The organism is Paenibacillus lutrae, from assembly GCF_009757775.1.
Classification (GTDB): Bacteria; Bacillota; Bacilli; order Paenibacillales; family NBRC-103111; genus Paenibacillus_F; species Paenibacillus_F lutrae.
Genome location: NZ_RHLK01000003.1, coordinates 373,059 through 390,306, shown reverse-complemented (window position 1 = coordinate 390,306; position 17,248 = coordinate 373,059). Strand labels below are relative to the sequence as shown.

Genomic DNA, 17,248 nt, shown 5'->3' with positions numbered 1-17,248 from the left:
TCCGAACATGAACGTCTTACCGGACCGGCCGGTTGATCCGGCCGCTCCGTTCATTCCAAGGAGGGAACTGAAATGGCCATTGAAGAACGCGACATGCGTACGAAGTCTGCTGAAGAAGGAGTATACCGCGGGTTCCGCAAAGGAAAGTGGCAGCGGGCAATTGATGTGCGTGACTTTATCGAGCTGAACCTGACACCTTACGAAGGAGACGAGGCTTTTCTGGCCGCTCCGACGAAGGATACGAAGAAACTCTGGGAAGTCGTAAGCGATTTGACCAGGCGGGAACGGGATAATGGAGGGGTGCTCGACGTAGACGTCAATACAGTCTCCTCCATCGTATCCCATGCTCCAGGTTACCTGGACCGGGACAAAGAACGCATTGTCGGACTACAGACCGATGAACCGTTCAAACGGTCCGTACAACCTTTCGGCGGGATCCGGATGATGGAGGATGCATGCGAAGCTTACGGGTTTAAGCTTCCGGAGGATATGGTCCGTCTGTTTACGGACATCCGCAAGACGCATAATCAGGGCGTATTCGATGCCTACACGACAGAGATGCGCAGCGCCCGTAAAGCCGGGATCATCACAGGTTTGCCGGATGCTTACGGACGCGGCCGTATTATCGGAGACTATCGAAGAGTAGCTCTCTACGGTATTGATCGCCTTATTGCGGACAAGAAGCAAGAACTTCTCCTTCTTGAAGTGGATGCGATTACGGAGAATGTCATCCGCGACCGGGAAGAAATTTCCGAGCAGATCCGTGCACTGGCTGAACTGAAGAAAATGGCGGCGGATCACGGCTTTGATATCTCCAAGCCGGCGGCTAACGCCCAGGAAGCTTTCCAGTGGCTGTACTTCGGTTATCTGGCTGCCATCAAAGAGCAGAACGGGGCTGCCATGAGCCTCGGCCGTGTCTCCTCCTTCCTCGATATTTATATCGAGCGTGATTTGAAGGAAGGCACGCTGACCGAATCCGAGGCGCAAGAAATCGTCGACCATTTCGTCATGAAGCTGCGGATCGTCAAATTCCTACGTACTCCGGATTACAACGAATTATTCAGCGGTGACCCGACATGGGTAACGGAGTCCATCGGAGGCATGTCGCTTTCGGGCAAGACACGTGTAACGAAGAACTCCATGCGTTTCCTGCATACGCTCTATAACCTCGGGCCGGCTCCGGAGCCGAACCTGACCGTCCTCTGGTCGGAACAGCTGCCGGAAGGGTTCAAGAAATATTGCGCCAAAGTCTCGATCGAGACGAGCTCGATCCAGTACGAGAACGATGATCTCATGCGCCCGTTCTACGGTGATGATTACGGAATCGCCTGCTGTGTGTCCGCGATGAAGATCGGCAAGCAGATGCAATTCTTCGGCGCCCGTGCCAACCTTGCCAAAGCGCTCCTCTACGCGATCAACGGCGGTGTGGATGAGAAACTGGGCATTCAGATCGGACCGGAGTCCGTACCGGTTACCGCAGATGTGCTGAATTACGATGAAGTGATGCATAAATTCCGCGGTGTGATGGAGTGGCTTGCTAAACTTTATATGAACACCTTGAACGTCATTCACTTTATGCACGACAAATACTGTTACGAGCGGATTGAAATGGCGCTTCACGACCGTGAAATCGTCCGTACGATGGCTTGCGGCATTGCCGGATTGTCCGTAGTTGCAGATTCGCTCAGTGCGATCAAATACGCTAAAGTGAAGCCGATCCGCAATGACAAGGGAATCGCCGTAGACTTCGAAATCGAAGGCGAATATCCGATGTACGGCAACAACGATGACCGGGTTGATTCTATCGCCGTAGAACTGGTGGAAGCGTTCATGAGCATGATTCGCAAGCACCAGGCATACCGGAATGCGGTACCGACCCAATCCGTTCTGACGATTACATCTAACGTCGTATACGGCAAAAAAACCGGCTCGACACCGGATGGACGTAAAGCGGGAGAGCCGTTCGCTCCCGGCGCGAATCCGATGCACGGACGCGACCGCAAAGGCGCCCTTGCTTCCCTCGGTTCGGTAGCGAAGCTGCCTTACGAGCATAGCCTGGACGGTATTTCCAACACCTTCTCGATCGTTCCTAAAGCGCTCGGCAAGGAAGCCGAGACCCGGAAGATGAATCTCGTTCATATGCTCGACGGTTATTTTGAGAACAATGCCCATCATCTGAACGTGAACGTGTTTGACAGGCAGCAGCTGATCGATGCTATGGAGCATCCTGAACAGTATCCGCAGTTAACCATCCGTGTGTCCGGCTATGCCGTCAATTTCATTAAACTGACCCGCGAGCAGCAGCTCGACGTAATCAACCGGACGTTCCACGGTTCCATGTAAGCATGGCCCGGGATTCGTTCGAAGTAAAGGACGTGTTGTCATGATAGGCAGAATTCATTCCATCGAAACGTTCGGTACGGTAGACGGTCCCGGTATCCGATTTGTACTGTTCATGCAAGGCTGTGCACTCCAGTGCGGTTACTGCCACAACCCGGATACTTGGGATACGAGTACGGGGCGTAAGGTTACGGTAGAGGAGATCCTGGACGAGATGGAGCCGTATATTTCTTATTACAAGAAATCGGGCGGGGGCATCACGGTGACGGGGGGAGAGCCAAGCTTGCAGGCGGTGTTCGTAGCGGAACTGTTCCGTGAATGTAAAAAGCGCTTTGGGCTGAACACTGCGCTCGATTCATCCGGATTTTGCGAAGTGGGTCATGAGCATGTACGCGAAATGTTCGAAGAGACGGATCTTGTTCTGCTGGATCTGAAAATGATGGACCGGGACAGACATACCCTTCTTACGAGCCAGCCGAACGACAGAATTCTGCGGACAGCGCGCTGGTTGTCGGATCATGGCAGGCCTATGTGGGTGCGCCGGGTTATCGTACCCGGACTCACCGACACGGAAGATGAGCTGGTCCGTCTGGGCTCTTTTATCGGAAGTCTCGATCATGTAGAGAAATTTGAGCTGCTGCCTTACCATAGCATGGCGCTGTACAAGTGGGATTTGCTCCAGCGGGAGTACCCGCTTAAGGATGCACGTACTCCTACCGATGAGGAGATGCAGGCAGCCCAGCAAATTGTGGACCGGGCCCGCCGGGAAGCAGCTTCTCGAAATGCTGTTCATAAGAATTAGGACAAGTCTACCATCCGAATTTAATAGAATCCGCTGTCTTCTTCCTAATTGAGCTTCCGGCCGCCCCAGCGGCCGGAAGCTTTTTCGTCATGTTTGTCCAAGTTTCGCATCTGTAAAGGTTTCGTAACTACTTGTGTCGAAAGATGCTTTAGTATGAGTAATAGAGAGAACGTTGTGAAGGCAAACGATGCTCATCGTTACAGATACAGGCAGGCTCAGGCAGTTTTTGAAGACCTCATAACGATTCTATATGTAGATGGACTAACATAGACAGGCTGATAGAAACAGAGGACAGCCGGAGAGAACATAATGGGAGAAGGAAGTAAGCAATGAAGAAGAAAAGAAGGTTTAAATTGCGTTATCCGTTGATGCTGGCGTGCGGTCTGTTTATTGCCTACAATGCAGGGAATTCATTATGGCACGCAAGCGAAACGGGAACAGCGGGTACAACGGCACAGCTGGAGCAGCCTGCGGCAAGCATGGCTCCTTCGGCCGGCACGAGTACACGGCCGAGTCCGACACCGGCACATCCGGCCGAGACCTCCACACCCGCGCCGTCTCCAACGGTAACTCCGGTTAAGACGCCAAGCCCGGAACCGACGCCGACGCCGGAACCGGCACCCGCTACATCGTCACCCACACCGGTTCCGACGAAGACTCCGCAACCTTCGGACTCACTGAAGCCCGCCGTACCGGTACATTCTGTCGTCACTAATCGCAAGCTGGTCGCTTTAACGTTTGACGACGGACCTGATTTACACTGGACACCTCTGGTGATGGAAGTGCTGAGAGAATACAATGCGAAGGCGACGTTTTTTCTGGTCGGCCAGCAAATCGACAAATATCCCGATATGGTCAAGAAAATAGTTAGCGAAGGTCATGCCGTCGGCAACCATTCATGGAATCATGCCCAGCTTCCCAAGCTGACGGTGGAACAGGTCAGACTGCAAATGACACGGGCGGACGAAGCGCTGAAAAAAGCGATCGGGCATGGAACGAATCTGTTCCGGGCACCTTACGGAGCCTTGAATGAAAGTGTCAACCTGACGGCAACCAAAGAAGGCCAGACGATTGTCGGCTGGTCGGTTGATACGAAAGACTGGGCGGGGAATTCCGCGCAAAGTATTCTGAATAACGTCAAAGCGAATGTAAAGCCCGGTGGGATCATTCTCCAGCATAGCTACGGGGGCAAAGGCGGAGATTTAAGCAATACGATTGAAGCGACACGGCTCATTTGTGAGTACCTGCAAGGGCAAGGGTATGAAATTGTGACTTTGCCGGAACTTTTAGCGGCCCGATAAGCGGCTCCTGCAGCTGCCCTCTGGCGGGCGCAGAGCCGGATACAGCCGTCCATGCCTTGAGATAAGGCTGTGGGCGGCTTTGCTGTGAGAGGGGACAGGAATCGACCATATTTTTAGAGGCCCATGATCTGTAAAGCTTTGTTATAATGGACCTAGCATGAGAAAAGGGGAATGTCATGAAGTGGAGAACTGATAGGTTTCAGCGTCCGGCGGCAAGTCTGCTGACGGCTGCACTCTGTGTGCTGCTAAGCGGTTGTCAGCTTATCGCTTCTTCTCCCGTGGAATTGCTAAAGGCACCGGCTATGAGCTCTAGCTTGTACCAGTTGAGAGAAGCGGTTACGCATTATTTGCCGCAAGGCGCTGTTCTTACCAATCCCAACAAACTGCCGGACAATGGTGTGGCAGGTTCTATTTTTCAAGTGGATCTGAACGGGGATGGCCAGAAAGAAGCGGTAGCCTTCTACCGCCTTCAGAAGAACGGTTTTCAGCTGGGGGCAGTCATACTGGAGCAGGGTAACGGAGAGTGGCGTAAGGTTGCCGATATTAATGAACTCGGACGCGAGATTGACCGGGTGGATTTCGTGGATGTGACAGGGGATAAAGCATCCGAGCTTATTGTGGGCTGGAGCGCAGGCGAAACCCAGAGCAAGGAGCTTTTTGTGTATACAATGAAAGGTTCCGAAGTCAGTGAAATGGAGAAAATCGCTTATACCGAAATTGCTATCGGGGATATGGACGGCAATGGAATACCGGAGGTAGCGGCCATGCTCCTCGAGCGGGAGAAGCTGGAGGCATCCGCTTCTCTGTATTCTTTTGCAGATGGTAAAAAGAAACTTCTTCATAAATTGCCGATGGACGGCGGCGTTAACGGCTATTATCAAATGGTGATCGGTAAAGCGGCTCCGGGCCAGAATGGCATATTCGTTGATGTGGGTATAGGCTCTCACGCGTCTTATACGTCCTTGCTCGTGTGGAACGGCGGGAAGCTGAAAGATGTTTTCAGCCAGAAAGATGACATGGGCAACGTGATGACCTTCAAAGATTATCCCGGCAAAACTCAGGACATTAACGCGGATGGGGTTATGGAGATTGAGCTGCTCAAAATCCCTCCATTCAACGAAAGCAGCTCTTTGGCCGATATGCCCTGGATTCATCAGTGGTACCAGTGGGACGGTAAGAACGGTCTCAAGTGGGTGCATGATAACTACTACGACACCGGCGTATCGTACCGGTTTGATTTCCCGGAGACATGGCGGGGGAAAATTACGCTGGAGCGGTCAAAAACGGGCGGTACGGACGGTTATACGACTTTTTATTATTTGAGCGCTAACCGTAAAGAAAAAGCGGAGCTTCTGACCATCCGATATTACCCGACCGAGCAGTGGGAAGACATGAAGAAAGAAATGGAAAAGAAAGAAATCGATTTTGTTGAGCTTGACACGGTCTATGGCAGCAAAACGATTGCGTTCCTCCCTGAACGGCCGACGAATTTGTCGGTAAAGTCTCTGCAGGAATACAATCAAATGAAGCTGAGCAAGAAAGATGTTCAGGAGCGGCTGAAGCCCGCGTATTATTAAGGGACAAGGAGGAAGATCGGCTTGAGAGTACTCGTACTGGAGGATGAAGAATCCATCCGGGGATTTATCCGGATTAATTTAAAACGCAACGATATTGATGTTACCGAAGCGCAGACGGGAGAAGAGGCGCTCAGGATCGTGAAGGAGCAGGGTCCGTTTCATATGGCGCTTCTTGATGTGATGCTTCCCACTAAAATGTCCGGTTTCGATGTGTGTGCCGAGATCCGGAGAATGTATCCCAAAATGGGCATCATTATGCTGACCGCAAAATCCCAGGATACCGATAAAGCCGAAGGGCTTGAAATCGGGGCGGACGACTATGTCACCAAGCCTTTCAGCCCGGTAGAACTGATAGCGAGAATTAAAGCATTATACCGGCGGCTGGAAATACCTGAACGCGAGCCGGCTAAATTAAGCTTGTCCTGCGGGGCTTTCAGCCTGCAGCTTAAGGAGCGGAAGCTGCTTAAGGGCCAGACCGAAATTGATATTACACCGACTGAATTCGCCATCCTCAAATTATTCATGGAGCGGCCCAATCAGGGGATTTCACGCGATGAAATTCTGGATGCCGTGTGGGGGAAACACTTTGTAGGTGATTTGAAAATCGTGGATGTGAACATACGCCGCATCCGCCAAAAAATCGAAAGTGATCCTTCACATCCGGCCCATATTGAAACGGTCTGGGGTTACGGATACTTATGGAAGAAGGATTCCGGTTTTGAGCAGCATCAGGAGTAAGGTTGTATGGAATTTCTTGTTGATTATCGTATTTATTGTGCTGCTGCTTGGCGGTCTCTTCCTGGGGACAATTTACCAGTATTATTACGGAAGTGCTCTTCAGGCGCTGAGTGAGCGTGCCAAAGTAACGGTTGAATTCTACAACAAGTATTTCGCTATGTCCTCTTTGCAGGAAAGGGCCCGAGATATTTTGCAGGAGCTTGGCAATGATGAAATGACACGCGTCGAGATTGTGGATTTGAATGGAAATCTCATTATCGATTCGTACGGATTTGCCTCCAAACGCAAAATCGAAACGGCGGATGTGCAGTCGGCTCTTCTTGGCGAGCCCGGCAAATGGATCGGGATGAATGCCGATACGAAGGAAAGAATCCTGGCACTGTCGAATCCGCTCAAGAACGGAGACCGGATCGTTGGGGTTCTCCGCCATACGACGTCGATTGAAGAGATTGACGCCATGGTTATGAAGACAGCGTGGATTATTATCGGCATCGGAGCGGCGGTTATTCTTGTATCGTTGTCCGTAAGCTTAATTCTGGCGAACCGGATTGTACGGCCTATCCGGGAACTGACAGGCGTTGCCCAGAATATGGCTCAAGGCGATTTTCACAATAAGGCGCTTAAGAGGAATGACGATGAGGTCGGTCATTTGGCCGAAACGCTGAACTACATGGCTGAGGAGATTCTGCGGAACGATAAGCTCAAGAACGAATTTATTTCGTCTATTTCCCACGAGCTGCGGACTCCGCTGACCTCGATCAAGGGCTGGAGCGAGACGCTGGTTTCCGGTGATCTGAGCGAGAAAGAGGAGACGATGATGGGGTTGTCTGTCATCTCCAAAGAGACAGACCGGCTGATCGGATTGGTAGAGGATCTGCTGGACTTCTCGAAGCTGCAATCGGGGAATATGAAAATGCTGCGGGAACCCGTTGACGTAAACCGCATTGTGCAGGAAATGTACCAGCAGTTTGCGGCGAATTGTCAGCGCCGGAAGATGATTCTGCAGATATCGCTCGCCGATAAGCCGACATTCGTCATAGGCGATTCCAACCGGCTGAAGCAGATCTTGATCAATCTGCTCGATAACGCAATGAAGTTTACTCCGGAGAACGGGGTTGTCCGCATTGCGGCTGAGCAGGATGAGCATCAGGTGCGGCTGATCGTAGAGGACCAGGGGGAAGGGATTTCTCCCGAAGCGGTTAAATACGTAACCGACAAATTCTTCAAGGCGGATAACAGACAGCCGGGAAGCGGGCTGGGTCTGTCGATCTGCCAGGAAATTGCCCAGCTTCACGGCGGTACGCTGGAGATCAGCAGCCGGCTTGGCGAGGGAACGACCGTTACGGTCGTTCTGCCAAGATTTACTGAGCAAGAGTAGCTGGGGACAGGACGGGAATGCATAGGGATGAACAGACCCATTCGAGTGCGGCACCCATTTGTATCCCGATGAACGTCTCCAAACTGGAGCAGTTGGAAGTTTAGCTGCTGAAAGAGTACGAGCGTCATACGAATCTAGCGTTGTTTATTAGGCAAGCGGTAACTTTACACCGCATCCCACACCGTACACTCTACTCCGTACAAAAAGGCTCTCTTGCAGATCTGTGATCTGCAGGAGAGCCTTTTTCATTTATCGGATGTGGTTTCATCAGGTGAAACTAGGTTTGCATTTTCGTAATGAGATACATCTCCTCCGAACGACTGGAGGCCTTCGCTTCGCTCCTTCAGGATCCTTTTAGCCGTATTTCGCGCACTCACAATAGCCCGCTTCGCCTTTTACCTTGACTGGCCTGTGCGCAAAAAAAGCAGAAAGGGATGTTCTCCACGCTCCTGCTCCGTTGCAAGGGAGGGTTAATGGCGGATAGTTAGCGCATTATAGGTAGAAAACGGTTGGAAATGATTGTTTCCCAGCGGATAATGGGGGTTCTCTGCTACACTTACACCAAGTGAAAAGAAAGGGTGTTAACTGTATTGAATGTAATCGAATTAGGGTGGAATGCCGATTGGCAGGAAGCTTTGGATGAAGCAGGAATCGAGGGCGCACAGGCGGGGCGGGTAGCGCTTGAACATAAACGGATGTACCGGGTTTATACGGAAGCAGGCGAAGTGCTGGCCGAGGTAAGCGGCAATATGCGGTACCAGACCCGGAGCCGTGGTGACTTCCCGGCCGTAGGCGACTGGGTCGCAGTCCGTGTGCGCGAGCAGGAAGGCCGCGCTACGATTCACGCTCTGCTGCCCCGCAAGAGCGCCTTCGTGCGCAAAGTGGCGGGCTCGGTTGTTGAGGAGCAGATCGTAGCCGCGAACGTGGATGTGATCTTCCTTGTACTCGCGCTCAATGGCGATTTCAATCTGCGCCGGCTCGAACGCTATCTCGTTATGGCGTGGGAAAGCGGCGCCTCGCCAGTCGTTATTCTGAGTAAAGCCGACCTTTGTGCGTCGGCTGAAGAAGTTGCCGTCCGCGTAGGCGAAACCGAGGCTGTGGCGCCGGGAGTTCCGGTGCACGCCGTCTCTTCGCTGCTCGGAGCGGGCGTTGAAGAGCTTCGCGCAGCCTACCTCGGTGAAGGCCGCACAGCCGCCGTGGCCGGTTCGTCCGGAGCCGGCAAATCGACGCTGATTAACGCGCTGCTCGGGCGTGAAGCGATGGAGACCGGCGGCATCCGTGAGGAGGATGCCCGCGGCAGGCACACGACGACCCACCGTGAGCTTCTGCTCCTGCCGGGCGGCGGCGTGCTGATTGATACGCCCGGCATGCGGGAGCTGCAGCTGTGGGAGGCCGACAGCGGCCTCAGCGCATCGTTCGGCGATGTGGAGTCGCTTGCCGGCCAGTGCCGCTTCCCGGATTGCAGTCACCGGAGCGAGCCGGGCTGCGCCGTCCAGCACGCGCTACAGGAAGGGACGCTCGACCGCGGGCGGTATGACAGCTACGTCAAGCTTCAGAAGGAGCTGGCCTACCTGGCACGCAAGGAGAACAAGGCTCTGCAGCACGCGGAGACGGACCGGTGGAAGAAGATCGCCAAAGAGATGAGGCGCAAACCGCCCAAGTGACCGGAAGGAAACGGGATACTGGCGTTACAACTGGCAGCAGGGCAGTCCTGCAAGCCAGGCACGAGCCTTTGCCCGCGAGTTAACGAATAAGGTTAGAAAAGAAAAGAACTTTCAGTTCCACTCTTGCAGTGGTTTTGAAGGTTCTTTTTCATAGGTTAGAGAAGAATTCGTATTCCCCTTAACAGCGGCTTGTAAACACGGCTTAATTTTTGCCCTGGGACTTATGTAGTGGCCGGCCGGGAAAAACATGACTCCTGGAACAGGCGGTTTGGTGGAAGTCCGGCTTACACATTAGGACGTGAAGACTATTTCCATAACGATACAAATAACTGGAAAATATAGGCTTGTGTTCCGGAAGCGGAAAGCATATATTCATAACGTTTACCAAGTAATCTTTTGCTGTACCTGTTTATTGATATAGATTACGGCTGAGCGGAAAGGAATAGAGGGATGAACAACAAGTTTATAAACTCCCCGGTGATGTTTGCGTTAGGGATGTTTGCGCTGATGGTGCCGACTCAGGCGTTTAGTTCATTTTACAGCTACTTTTATGTCGAAAAATTAGGCTTGGGTGTCGGACTTGCGACTCTTGCACGTACTATTTATCTGATCTGGGATGCTCTCAACCAGCCTTTGTTCGGCTATTTATCCGACCGTACAAGAACGCGCTGGGGCAGGAGAAGACCATGGATTTATGCATCCATTCCTCTTTTTATGGCCACTTTTGTCATGGTATTTGCCGTTCCCGAAGGGCTTACCGAGACTTCCCTGTTTATCTGGTTTCTCGTGGCTCTGATTCTGTTTGAAGGCGTCTCTACGATTCTATGGGTGAACTATGGCGCTCTTTTCCCCGAACTGTTTAAAGGCGACCGGATGCGGGCTAAGGCCTCTGCGGTTCAGCAGGGTTTTCAAATCGTGGCGCTGCTCATTGGCGCTGCTCTGACTCCGCTCTTATTCGGAGCGATGGGTTTTGGCAGGATGGCCCTTGTCTATGCATTCGTTTTTGCTCTGTTTATGTGCCTGTGTGTCCTGTTCATCCGAGAGAATGCGGACGCTGCCAAGGACGAGCCGCTGCCTCTGCTGGAAGCTTTCCGGGAAACGTTCAAAAATAAGCAGTTTTGGATCTTTAATATCGCGAATTCATTTGCCCAGACGGTTAACGGTTTGCTGGGATCTATGATCCCTTTCTATGCGAAATATGTACTGGGCCTGCCGGAATCTCAAGTGTCGCTGCTGCTGGCCTCCGTCTTTGTACCGGTTATTCCGCTCGTTGCTGTGTGGTTCTGGGTCATCCGCAAATTCGGCAGCACTATGGGCTGGCGCATCTCCTTAGCTGTCTATGCCTTAAGCGTCCTTCCGCTGGGGTTTGCCTCCAGTCTTGGGACCGGCATTGCAGCCGGAGCGATAGCAGGCTTCGGACTTGCAGGTTTTCTGGTCACACCTGCCGTCCTGAGCGGTCAAATTATCGACCGGGACTTTGAGGCAACCGGCCGCAGAAGAGAAGGCATGTATACCGCAGTCGGAGGATTTATTACCCGCTCCAGCGGGCTGCTTTCGGCGCTTGCCTTCTGGATTGTGGGCATGATGTTCGGCTACGTCAGCGGTGAGAATCCCGGGCCGGACCCCGCCGGAACGTTTCGTGTGCTGATCTCGGCAGTTCCGTTCTGTCTGCTTATCATCTCCGTTGTCATATCCATGTTCTTCCGGGCTGGCCGGGGGAGTGAAGAGAAGCCCCTATAGGCTTTTTCCAGGCATAGCCGAAGTAAATCAGGCTAGAGACAGGATTAGTAACGGTTATACGCCCGACTACAAGCGGCGCTGGACAGCTCGGCATGATTGCAACATGCAGACACTGGCTGCAACAGGTTTGTTCACACATTTTTCCTTTTTTTCCAGGTTCATTCCTTATTTAGTTTGTATAATAAACATAAGAGAACTTGTAAAGGAGTGGCGCTAATGTCCCCATTCTCCCTTCATCGGTTTCACAGATCGACCGTTTACTTTATGGTATTTGTCCTGCTGACCCTGCTCGCTAACTTGACGGCGGTTCGTACGGTTACCTGGACGGCTGAGAATTCCGTGCTTCTCTATGCGATTTTATTCGACTTTATGCTTGCCATTCCCGTGTGTTATTGGCTGTTTATTCTGCGCAGGAAAGGGAAGTCGGTCTTGAAGGCGCTGCCCTTGACCTTTATCGGGGCTTTGGCTGCGTGGTTTATCCTGCCGGCCTCACTTAGGAGCGCTGCATGGGACGTCATCTGGCCGATTGAATTTCTTATTATTTTTGTAGAGGTCTTGTTTGTCGGCTACGAGATCAGAGTCGTGTACAGGATCGTAAAGCATTTTCGCCACGTAGTAAAAACAGAGCCGGTCAGAGGCGAAGCACTGCGGATTACAGTTAAGGAGAAGTTGGGACAAGGTAAGATTGCTTCTCTGCTTCTTCACGACGCCACCATGGCCTATTATCTATTTTTTTCCTGGCGCACGAGAAAGACTTCTGCCGCAATGGAATCCGGAAATTCCTTCACCTATCACCGTACAACGGGACAAATTCTTCACGCCGCGATTTTTACTAAAATTTTGTTGATCGAAAGTGTTGTGATCCACTTGCTTATCCAGCAGTGGTCCCACATAGCGGCTTGGATTCTGACTCTAGCGAATCTATGGCTGCTCGTTCTATTGTGGGCAGACTGCCGAGTCTCCGTTCTGAGGCCTGTTCAGATCACGCAGGGTGTCCTCCGGCTCCGGTACGGACTTCGTATCCAGGCCGATATTCCCCTTCGTGATATTGAATCGGCCGAAAGTGCCCGCGAGTATGCGCCGGATTCCAAGGAGCAGCGCGATGCCGCGCTTCCGGTTCTGGCAATCGCCAATGTGAGGCTCAGGCTGAGCCGTCCTGCCCCCGTCGAAGGCCTGCTATTTATGCCACGCGAGGTCAGCAGCATTTATTTGGCTCTTGATGAGCCGGATGTATTTATTCGCCAATTGCATGAGAAAATGCGCGAACAAGCTGTTTCCGAGTAACGAAAAAACGGTAGCCTTTTGCCCAGAGCTGCATATGTTGGGGTAGGAGGTGTTCGCGCATGCAGAAACAAGAAGTGCAGGGGCTGTGTCAACAGCATAAATACCGGTATGTGCTTGTTCAACTGAAGGACGGAACGATGCAGGATGGATTTGTGGAAGATGTGGACGACAATTATGTATACTTAGCTGTGCCGCACGATGGAAGAGAAAGCGAGGCTCAGGATTCCAGAGCCTACGGGTACGGATGGGGCTACCCGGGATTCAGTTATTATCCGTATCCGTACCCGTATCCGCGGCGCCGGTTTTTCCGCCGGGCATTCCCGCTGGCTGCCCTTGCAGCACTCACTTTACTGCCTTTTTATTAATATAGACGCAGGGTGTGTCTCATCCGGAGCCTTCCTTAAATAGGGGCGAAGAATAGAACCGCAGGGGATATGCAGGTTGCATCTTCTCTGCGGTTTTTGTGCGGGCTTAAAATTGATTTATTAAGTTCCGGGTATTTTCTTTTTAGTGAATTATTCAGTATGATAACAAGATAGTCCTACACTTTTTTCAGAAAAATATGAAGGAGGAAATGAAACGAATGGATTGCTTGTTCTGTAAAATACGAGATGGCCAGATTCCGTCCAAAAAGGTGTATGAGGATGACGACGTGCTCGCTTTTCATGATATCTCACCGGCTGCTCCCGTACATATTCTTGTTATTCCCAAAAAGCATATAGCTTCAATGAAAGATGCGTCCGGCGAAGACTGGGCGTTGATCGGATCCATACATAAGGCAGCGCAGCACATCGCCCGTGAACAGGGGATTGAAGAGAGCGGTTACCGGCTTGTTAACAACTGCGGACCCGACAGCGGACAGCTAGTTTATCATATTCATTATCATCTGCTCGGCGGTAAAAATCTGGGTCCGCTGGTAGCTTTGCATTAAACTGTGGGAAATGAAGTGAAATTAGCTTCACCTTTAGGTTGACACCTAGATTCGGTTTCCCCTATAATGAAGTTTGATGAACCGCTTTGATTGGACGGTCTGTTCGGAGGGAGGGAAAACTGGTGTCAGAAACTCGAGTTCGCAAGAATGAAACCATAGATGCTGCACTTCGCCGCTTTAAGCGTTCCATCGCTAAGGATGGCGTGTTAGCGGAGATTAAAAAGCGCAAGCACTACGAGAAGCCAAGCGTTAAGCGTAAGAAGAAATCTGAGGCTGCTCGTAAGAGAAAGTTCTAGGAGGCAACCAAAGTTCATGAGCTTAAGCGATCGTTTGAACGAAGATATGAAGCAAGCGATGAAGAGTCAAGACAAGTTTACACTCTCCGTAATCCGTATGGTAAAAGCAGCTATCAAGAATATCGAGATAGATACGCGTAAAACCTTAGATGACAATGAAGTGCTTGATGTTCTGAATCGTGAGGTCAAACAACGCAAAGATTCCCTCCAAGAATTTCAAAATGCCGGACGGGACGATTTGGCCGAAAGCCTCAAGGCTGAGATCGACATCCTAATGAAGTACCTGCCGCAGCAATTAACAGAGGAAGAAGTAAACGTAATTGTACAGCAGACCATCCAAGAAGTTGGCGCTTCCTCCAAAGCAGATATGGGAAAAGTTATGGCTGCTCTCATGCCCAAAGTAAAAGGACGGGCTGACGGCAAATTAGTTAACCAACTGGTACAACAAAATTTGTAATGCAAACAGGGTCGGGAGCAGTGATGCTTCCGGCCTTTTTTCATGAAGCGGCGCGTAGATTAATGAAACGTTTCCGGCTTGGATAACGTATTGTACATAGACATACCTCGGGATATGACACAAAAAGGAGGGAATGCCATGTCAAAATTGTACAGGGCAGGTTCTGTCGGCGCAGCATCGTTGATGCTGATTGCTTCAATGCCTGGCATTGCAGGGGCCGCCGCGTCTTCTGCAGCAGGTCCTACCGCCATTAGCGCCCTTGGGGGCTTTCTAACGCATCCCGTTGTGACGACACTGCTATTAATGATTGGAATTGTGGGAATCGGACTTGAATTGCTGCTATGGACATCCGGTCTGCTTGGTACGGTGGGCGTACTCGGATTCGGATTGTACTTTCTCGGGAACTACTTAGCGGGAGGGGTGGGATCTTTGGATATCGGATTATTCGTACTAGGTGTCATTCTACTGCTTCTCGAGCTGATCATACCAAGCTTCGGTATTCTGGGGATTGCTGGAACCATTTCATTGTTCAGCGGAGTTATTCTGGCGGCAGAGAGTCCTCAGGCAGCGGCATTGTCTCTTACCATTGCATTCGTGATCGGACTCGCTTTACTGTTCTTTATTGTTAAAAAATTTCCGCAGCGCGGAATCTGGAACCGGCTCATTCTTAAAGAGGAACTGACTTCCGAGCAAGGCTTTGTATCTTCATCCTTCAAACTGCATCTCATCGGACAAACGGGTACCTCGCTGACTCCGCTTCGTCCGTCGGGCACGGCGCTGTTTGGTGAAGACCGGATCGATGTCGTGACAGAAGGCGGCTTTATCACAGCCGGCAAGGCGGTCCGTGTCGTTCATGTAGAAGGCAACAGAGTTGTCGTTCATGAAGAGAAAGATGAGCATCCTGCACCAATAGACTAATCGGCATAGAGAAGCAGAGATGGTATCAGAATGTTACTAAACAAAGGGAGGTTTTAATGGAATGGAATCTTATTTTTACTTGCTTATAGCAGCGGTCGTGATTGTGCTGCTCATGGTATTCTTTACATTCGTTCCGGTGATGCTCTGGATTTCGGCATTGGCGTCGGGCGTGCGCATTTCAATTCTCACACTCGTAGCTATGAGGCTGCGCCGGGTTCTTCCGAGCCGGATTGTGAATCCGCTGATTAAGGCAATCAAGGCGGGTCTAGGTCTAAATATCAATCAGCTTGAGAGTCACTATCTTGCCGGCGGTAATGTGGACCGGGTCGTCAACGCGCTGATTGCGGCTCACCGAGCGGATATTAATCTGCCCTTCGAGCGTGCGGCAGCTATTGATCTTGCGGGACGTGATGTGCTTCAAGCGGTACAAATGAGCGTTAATCCCCGTGTGATTGAGACTCCTACCGTCTCTGCAGTAGCCAAAGACGGGATTGAAGTCAAGGTTATAGCGCGTGTAACGGTAAGAGCTAACATTGACCGTTTAGTCGGGGGTGCCGGCGAAGAGACGATTATTGCCCGTGTAGGGGAAGGGATCGTTACAACCGTTGGTAGCAGCGGTTCCCACAAAGACGTTCTTGAGAATCCGGATATGATTTCCCGTACGGTTCTGGGCAAGGGCCTGGACGCGGGTACTGCGTTTGAAATCCTGTCCATTGATATCGCGGACGTTGATGTAGGCAAGAACATTGGTGCCCACTTGCAGACGGAACAAGCTGAAGCAGATAAGCGCATCGCTCAGGCCAAAGCAGAGGAACGCCGTGCGATGGCCGTAGCTCAAGAGCAGGAGATGAAAGCGCGCGTCGTCGAAATGCAGGCTAAGGTTGTTGAAGCGGAATCTGAAGTCCCGCAAGCAATGGCAGAGGCTATGCGCGGCGGGAAGTTCGGAGTTATGGATTATATGAACTATAAGAACATTGACGCGGACACGAACATGCGCAGCTCCATCGGCAAAATGTCCGATGACGGAAAAGGACATGAGGAATGATTCCCGGATTAACGGGGTTTTCCGGCGGTCATAGGTCTAGACCAATCTGCCGGATCAGAAAGGAGGCGGGACCTTGGAACGTCTGATTGAATTTATTTCGGCTAACTTTTTCTTTGTCGTGTTAATCGGAATTTTCCTGGTCTCGCTGCTTTCAGGCAAAAGAGGAAAGTCCGGTTCATCGAACCGGATGCCTGATTTCAGCGGCCAGGGGATGCCGTCTGCTCCTCGCAGAACGCCAGGACGCCCCGGTTCTTCGGGGATGGACCGGGATACCCGGACCGGGATGTCAGGCTCCCGGACCAGCCAAGCGCCGCAGGAGCGGCGCAGCGCGTCCGAGGAGCAATCCTCAGACGGCTGGAGCTCAGCCGCTGATCCGGCGGCTAAGCATGCCCGGGACGCCGCAGGCGCGGCTGCCGGCCGTTCGGGGTTTGCTGCCTCGGGTACACGGCCGCGTGCGCCTCAGGCGCCCCCAGCCTCGTCTGGCAGCATACCCGCGTCCCAAGACACTCTGCATCCGCGTCATGCGGTGCAGGGGGCCATCTGGGCCGAAATACTCGGCCCGCCGCGGGCCAAAAAGCCGTTCCGCCGGTAACACCGGCCGGAACGGCTTTTTTTTGTGTCCGTCACCGTGTCCGTCACCGTGTCCGTCACCGTGTCCGTCACCGTGTCCGTCACCGTGTCCGTCACCGTGTCCGTCACCGTGTCCGTCACCGTGTCTGCACATAGCTTTCTTTTTCCATAGGAAGATCATAGTTAACGACATGCGTGATATTCTCA

16 protein-coding genes are annotated in these 17,248 nt (G+C 51.9%); all 16 read left to right on the top strand.

What is annotated here, in order from left to right; all coding sequences use genetic code 11:
* The first annotated feature begins 72 nt into the window (after window positions 1–72).
* The 16 genes from pflB (at window position 73) to EDM21_RS07775 (ending at window position 17,063) form a co-directional block, all read left to right on the top strand.
* Window positions 73–2,343 carry a formate C-acetyltransferase gene (pflB, locus tag EDM21_RS07850; protein ID WP_157334409.1) on the top strand — a complete coding sequence of 757 codons (2,271 nt, stop codon included), beginning with the start codon at window positions 73–75 and terminating at the stop codon, window positions 2,341–2,343.
* A 40-nt stretch (window positions 2,344–2,383) separates the two neighbouring features.
* Window positions 2,384–3,142 (top strand): pyruvate formate-lyase-activating protein, encoded by a 759-nt coding sequence (pflA, locus tag EDM21_RS07845; protein WP_157334407.1) that lies wholly within the window; start codon window positions 2,384–2,386, stop codon window positions 3,140–3,142.
* 329 nt (window positions 3,143–3,471) lie between these two features.
* A complete protein-coding gene (locus tag EDM21_RS07840; protein ID WP_157334406.1) occupies window positions 3,472–4,443 on the top strand; it encodes a polysaccharide deacetylase family protein in 972 nt (323 codons plus the stop codon).
* 176 nt (window positions 4,444–4,619) lie between these two features.
* Window positions 4,620–6,020 carry a hypothetical protein gene (locus EDM21_RS07835; protein ID WP_157334404.1) on the top strand — a complete coding sequence of 467 codons (1,401 nt, stop codon included), beginning with the start codon at window positions 4,620–4,622 and terminating at the stop codon, window positions 6,018–6,020.
* 21 nt (window positions 6,021–6,041) lie between these two features.
* Window positions 6,042–6,758, top strand: coding sequence for a response regulator transcription factor (locus EDM21_RS07830; RefSeq protein ID WP_068774368.1), 717 nt, complete (start codon window positions 6,042–6,044; stop codon window positions 6,756–6,758).
* Window positions 6,739–8,136, top strand: coding sequence for an ATP-binding protein (locus EDM21_RS07825; RefSeq protein ID WP_157334402.1), 1,398 nt, complete (start codon window positions 6,739–6,741; stop codon window positions 8,134–8,136). The genes EDM21_RS07830 and EDM21_RS07825 overlap by 20 nt, the downstream gene beginning before the upstream one ends.
* Window positions 8,137–8,726: 590 nt before the next feature.
* Window positions 8,727–9,800, top strand: a complete 1,074-nt coding sequence (gene rsgA, locus EDM21_RS07820; RefSeq protein WP_157334400.1) for a ribosome small subunit-dependent GTPase A — start codon at window positions 8,727–8,729, stop codon at window positions 9,798–9,800.
* A gap of 450 nt (window positions 9,801–10,250) precedes the next feature.
* Entirely contained in the window at window positions 10,251–11,540 is a 1,290-nt protein-coding gene (locus EDM21_RS07815; RefSeq protein ID WP_157334398.1) for an MFS transporter, read from the top strand.
* A 216-nt stretch (window positions 11,541–11,756) separates the two neighbouring features.
* On the top strand, window positions 11,757–12,824 hold the full coding sequence (locus EDM21_RS07810) for a hypothetical protein (protein ID WP_157334397.1): 1,068 nt from the start codon (window positions 11,757–11,759) through the stop codon (window positions 12,822–12,824).
* Between the two features lie 59 nt (window positions 12,825–12,883).
* Entirely contained in the window at window positions 12,884–13,189 is a 306-nt protein-coding gene (locus tag EDM21_RS07805; RefSeq protein ID WP_157334396.1) for a hypothetical protein, read from the top strand.
* Window positions 13,190–13,407: 218 nt separating this feature from the next.
* Window positions 13,408–13,755, top strand: coding sequence for a histidine triad nucleotide-binding protein (locus tag EDM21_RS07800; RefSeq protein ID WP_157334928.1), 348 nt, complete (start codon window positions 13,408–13,410; stop codon window positions 13,753–13,755).
* A gap of 122 nt (window positions 13,756–13,877) precedes the next feature.
* Window positions 13,878–14,051 (top strand): 30S ribosomal protein S21, encoded by a 174-nt coding sequence (rpsU, locus tag EDM21_RS07795; RefSeq protein WP_024094532.1) that lies wholly within the window; start codon window positions 13,878–13,880, stop codon window positions 14,049–14,051.
* Between the two features lie 16 nt (window positions 14,052–14,067).
* A complete protein-coding gene (locus tag EDM21_RS07790; protein WP_068774374.1) occupies window positions 14,068–14,508 on the top strand; it encodes a GatB/YqeY domain-containing protein in 441 nt (146 codons plus the stop codon).
* Between the two features lie 138 nt (window positions 14,509–14,646).
* Window positions 14,647–15,426 carry an NfeD family protein gene (locus tag EDM21_RS07785; RefSeq protein WP_157334395.1) on the top strand — a complete coding sequence of 260 codons (780 nt, stop codon included), beginning with the start codon at window positions 14,647–14,649 and terminating at the stop codon, window positions 15,424–15,426.
* Window positions 15,427–15,487: 61 nt separating this feature from the next.
* On the top strand, window positions 15,488–16,471 hold the full coding sequence (gene floA, locus EDM21_RS07780) for a flotillin-like protein FloA (RefSeq protein WP_068774376.1): 984 nt from the start codon (window positions 15,488–15,490) through the stop codon (window positions 16,469–16,471).
* A 73-nt stretch (window positions 16,472–16,544) separates the two neighbouring features.
* On the top strand, window positions 16,545–17,063 hold the full coding sequence (locus EDM21_RS07775; RefSeq protein WP_157334394.1) for a hypothetical protein: 519 nt from the start codon (window positions 16,545–16,547) through the stop codon (window positions 17,061–17,063).
* Window positions 17,064–17,248 lie beyond the last annotated feature (185 nt).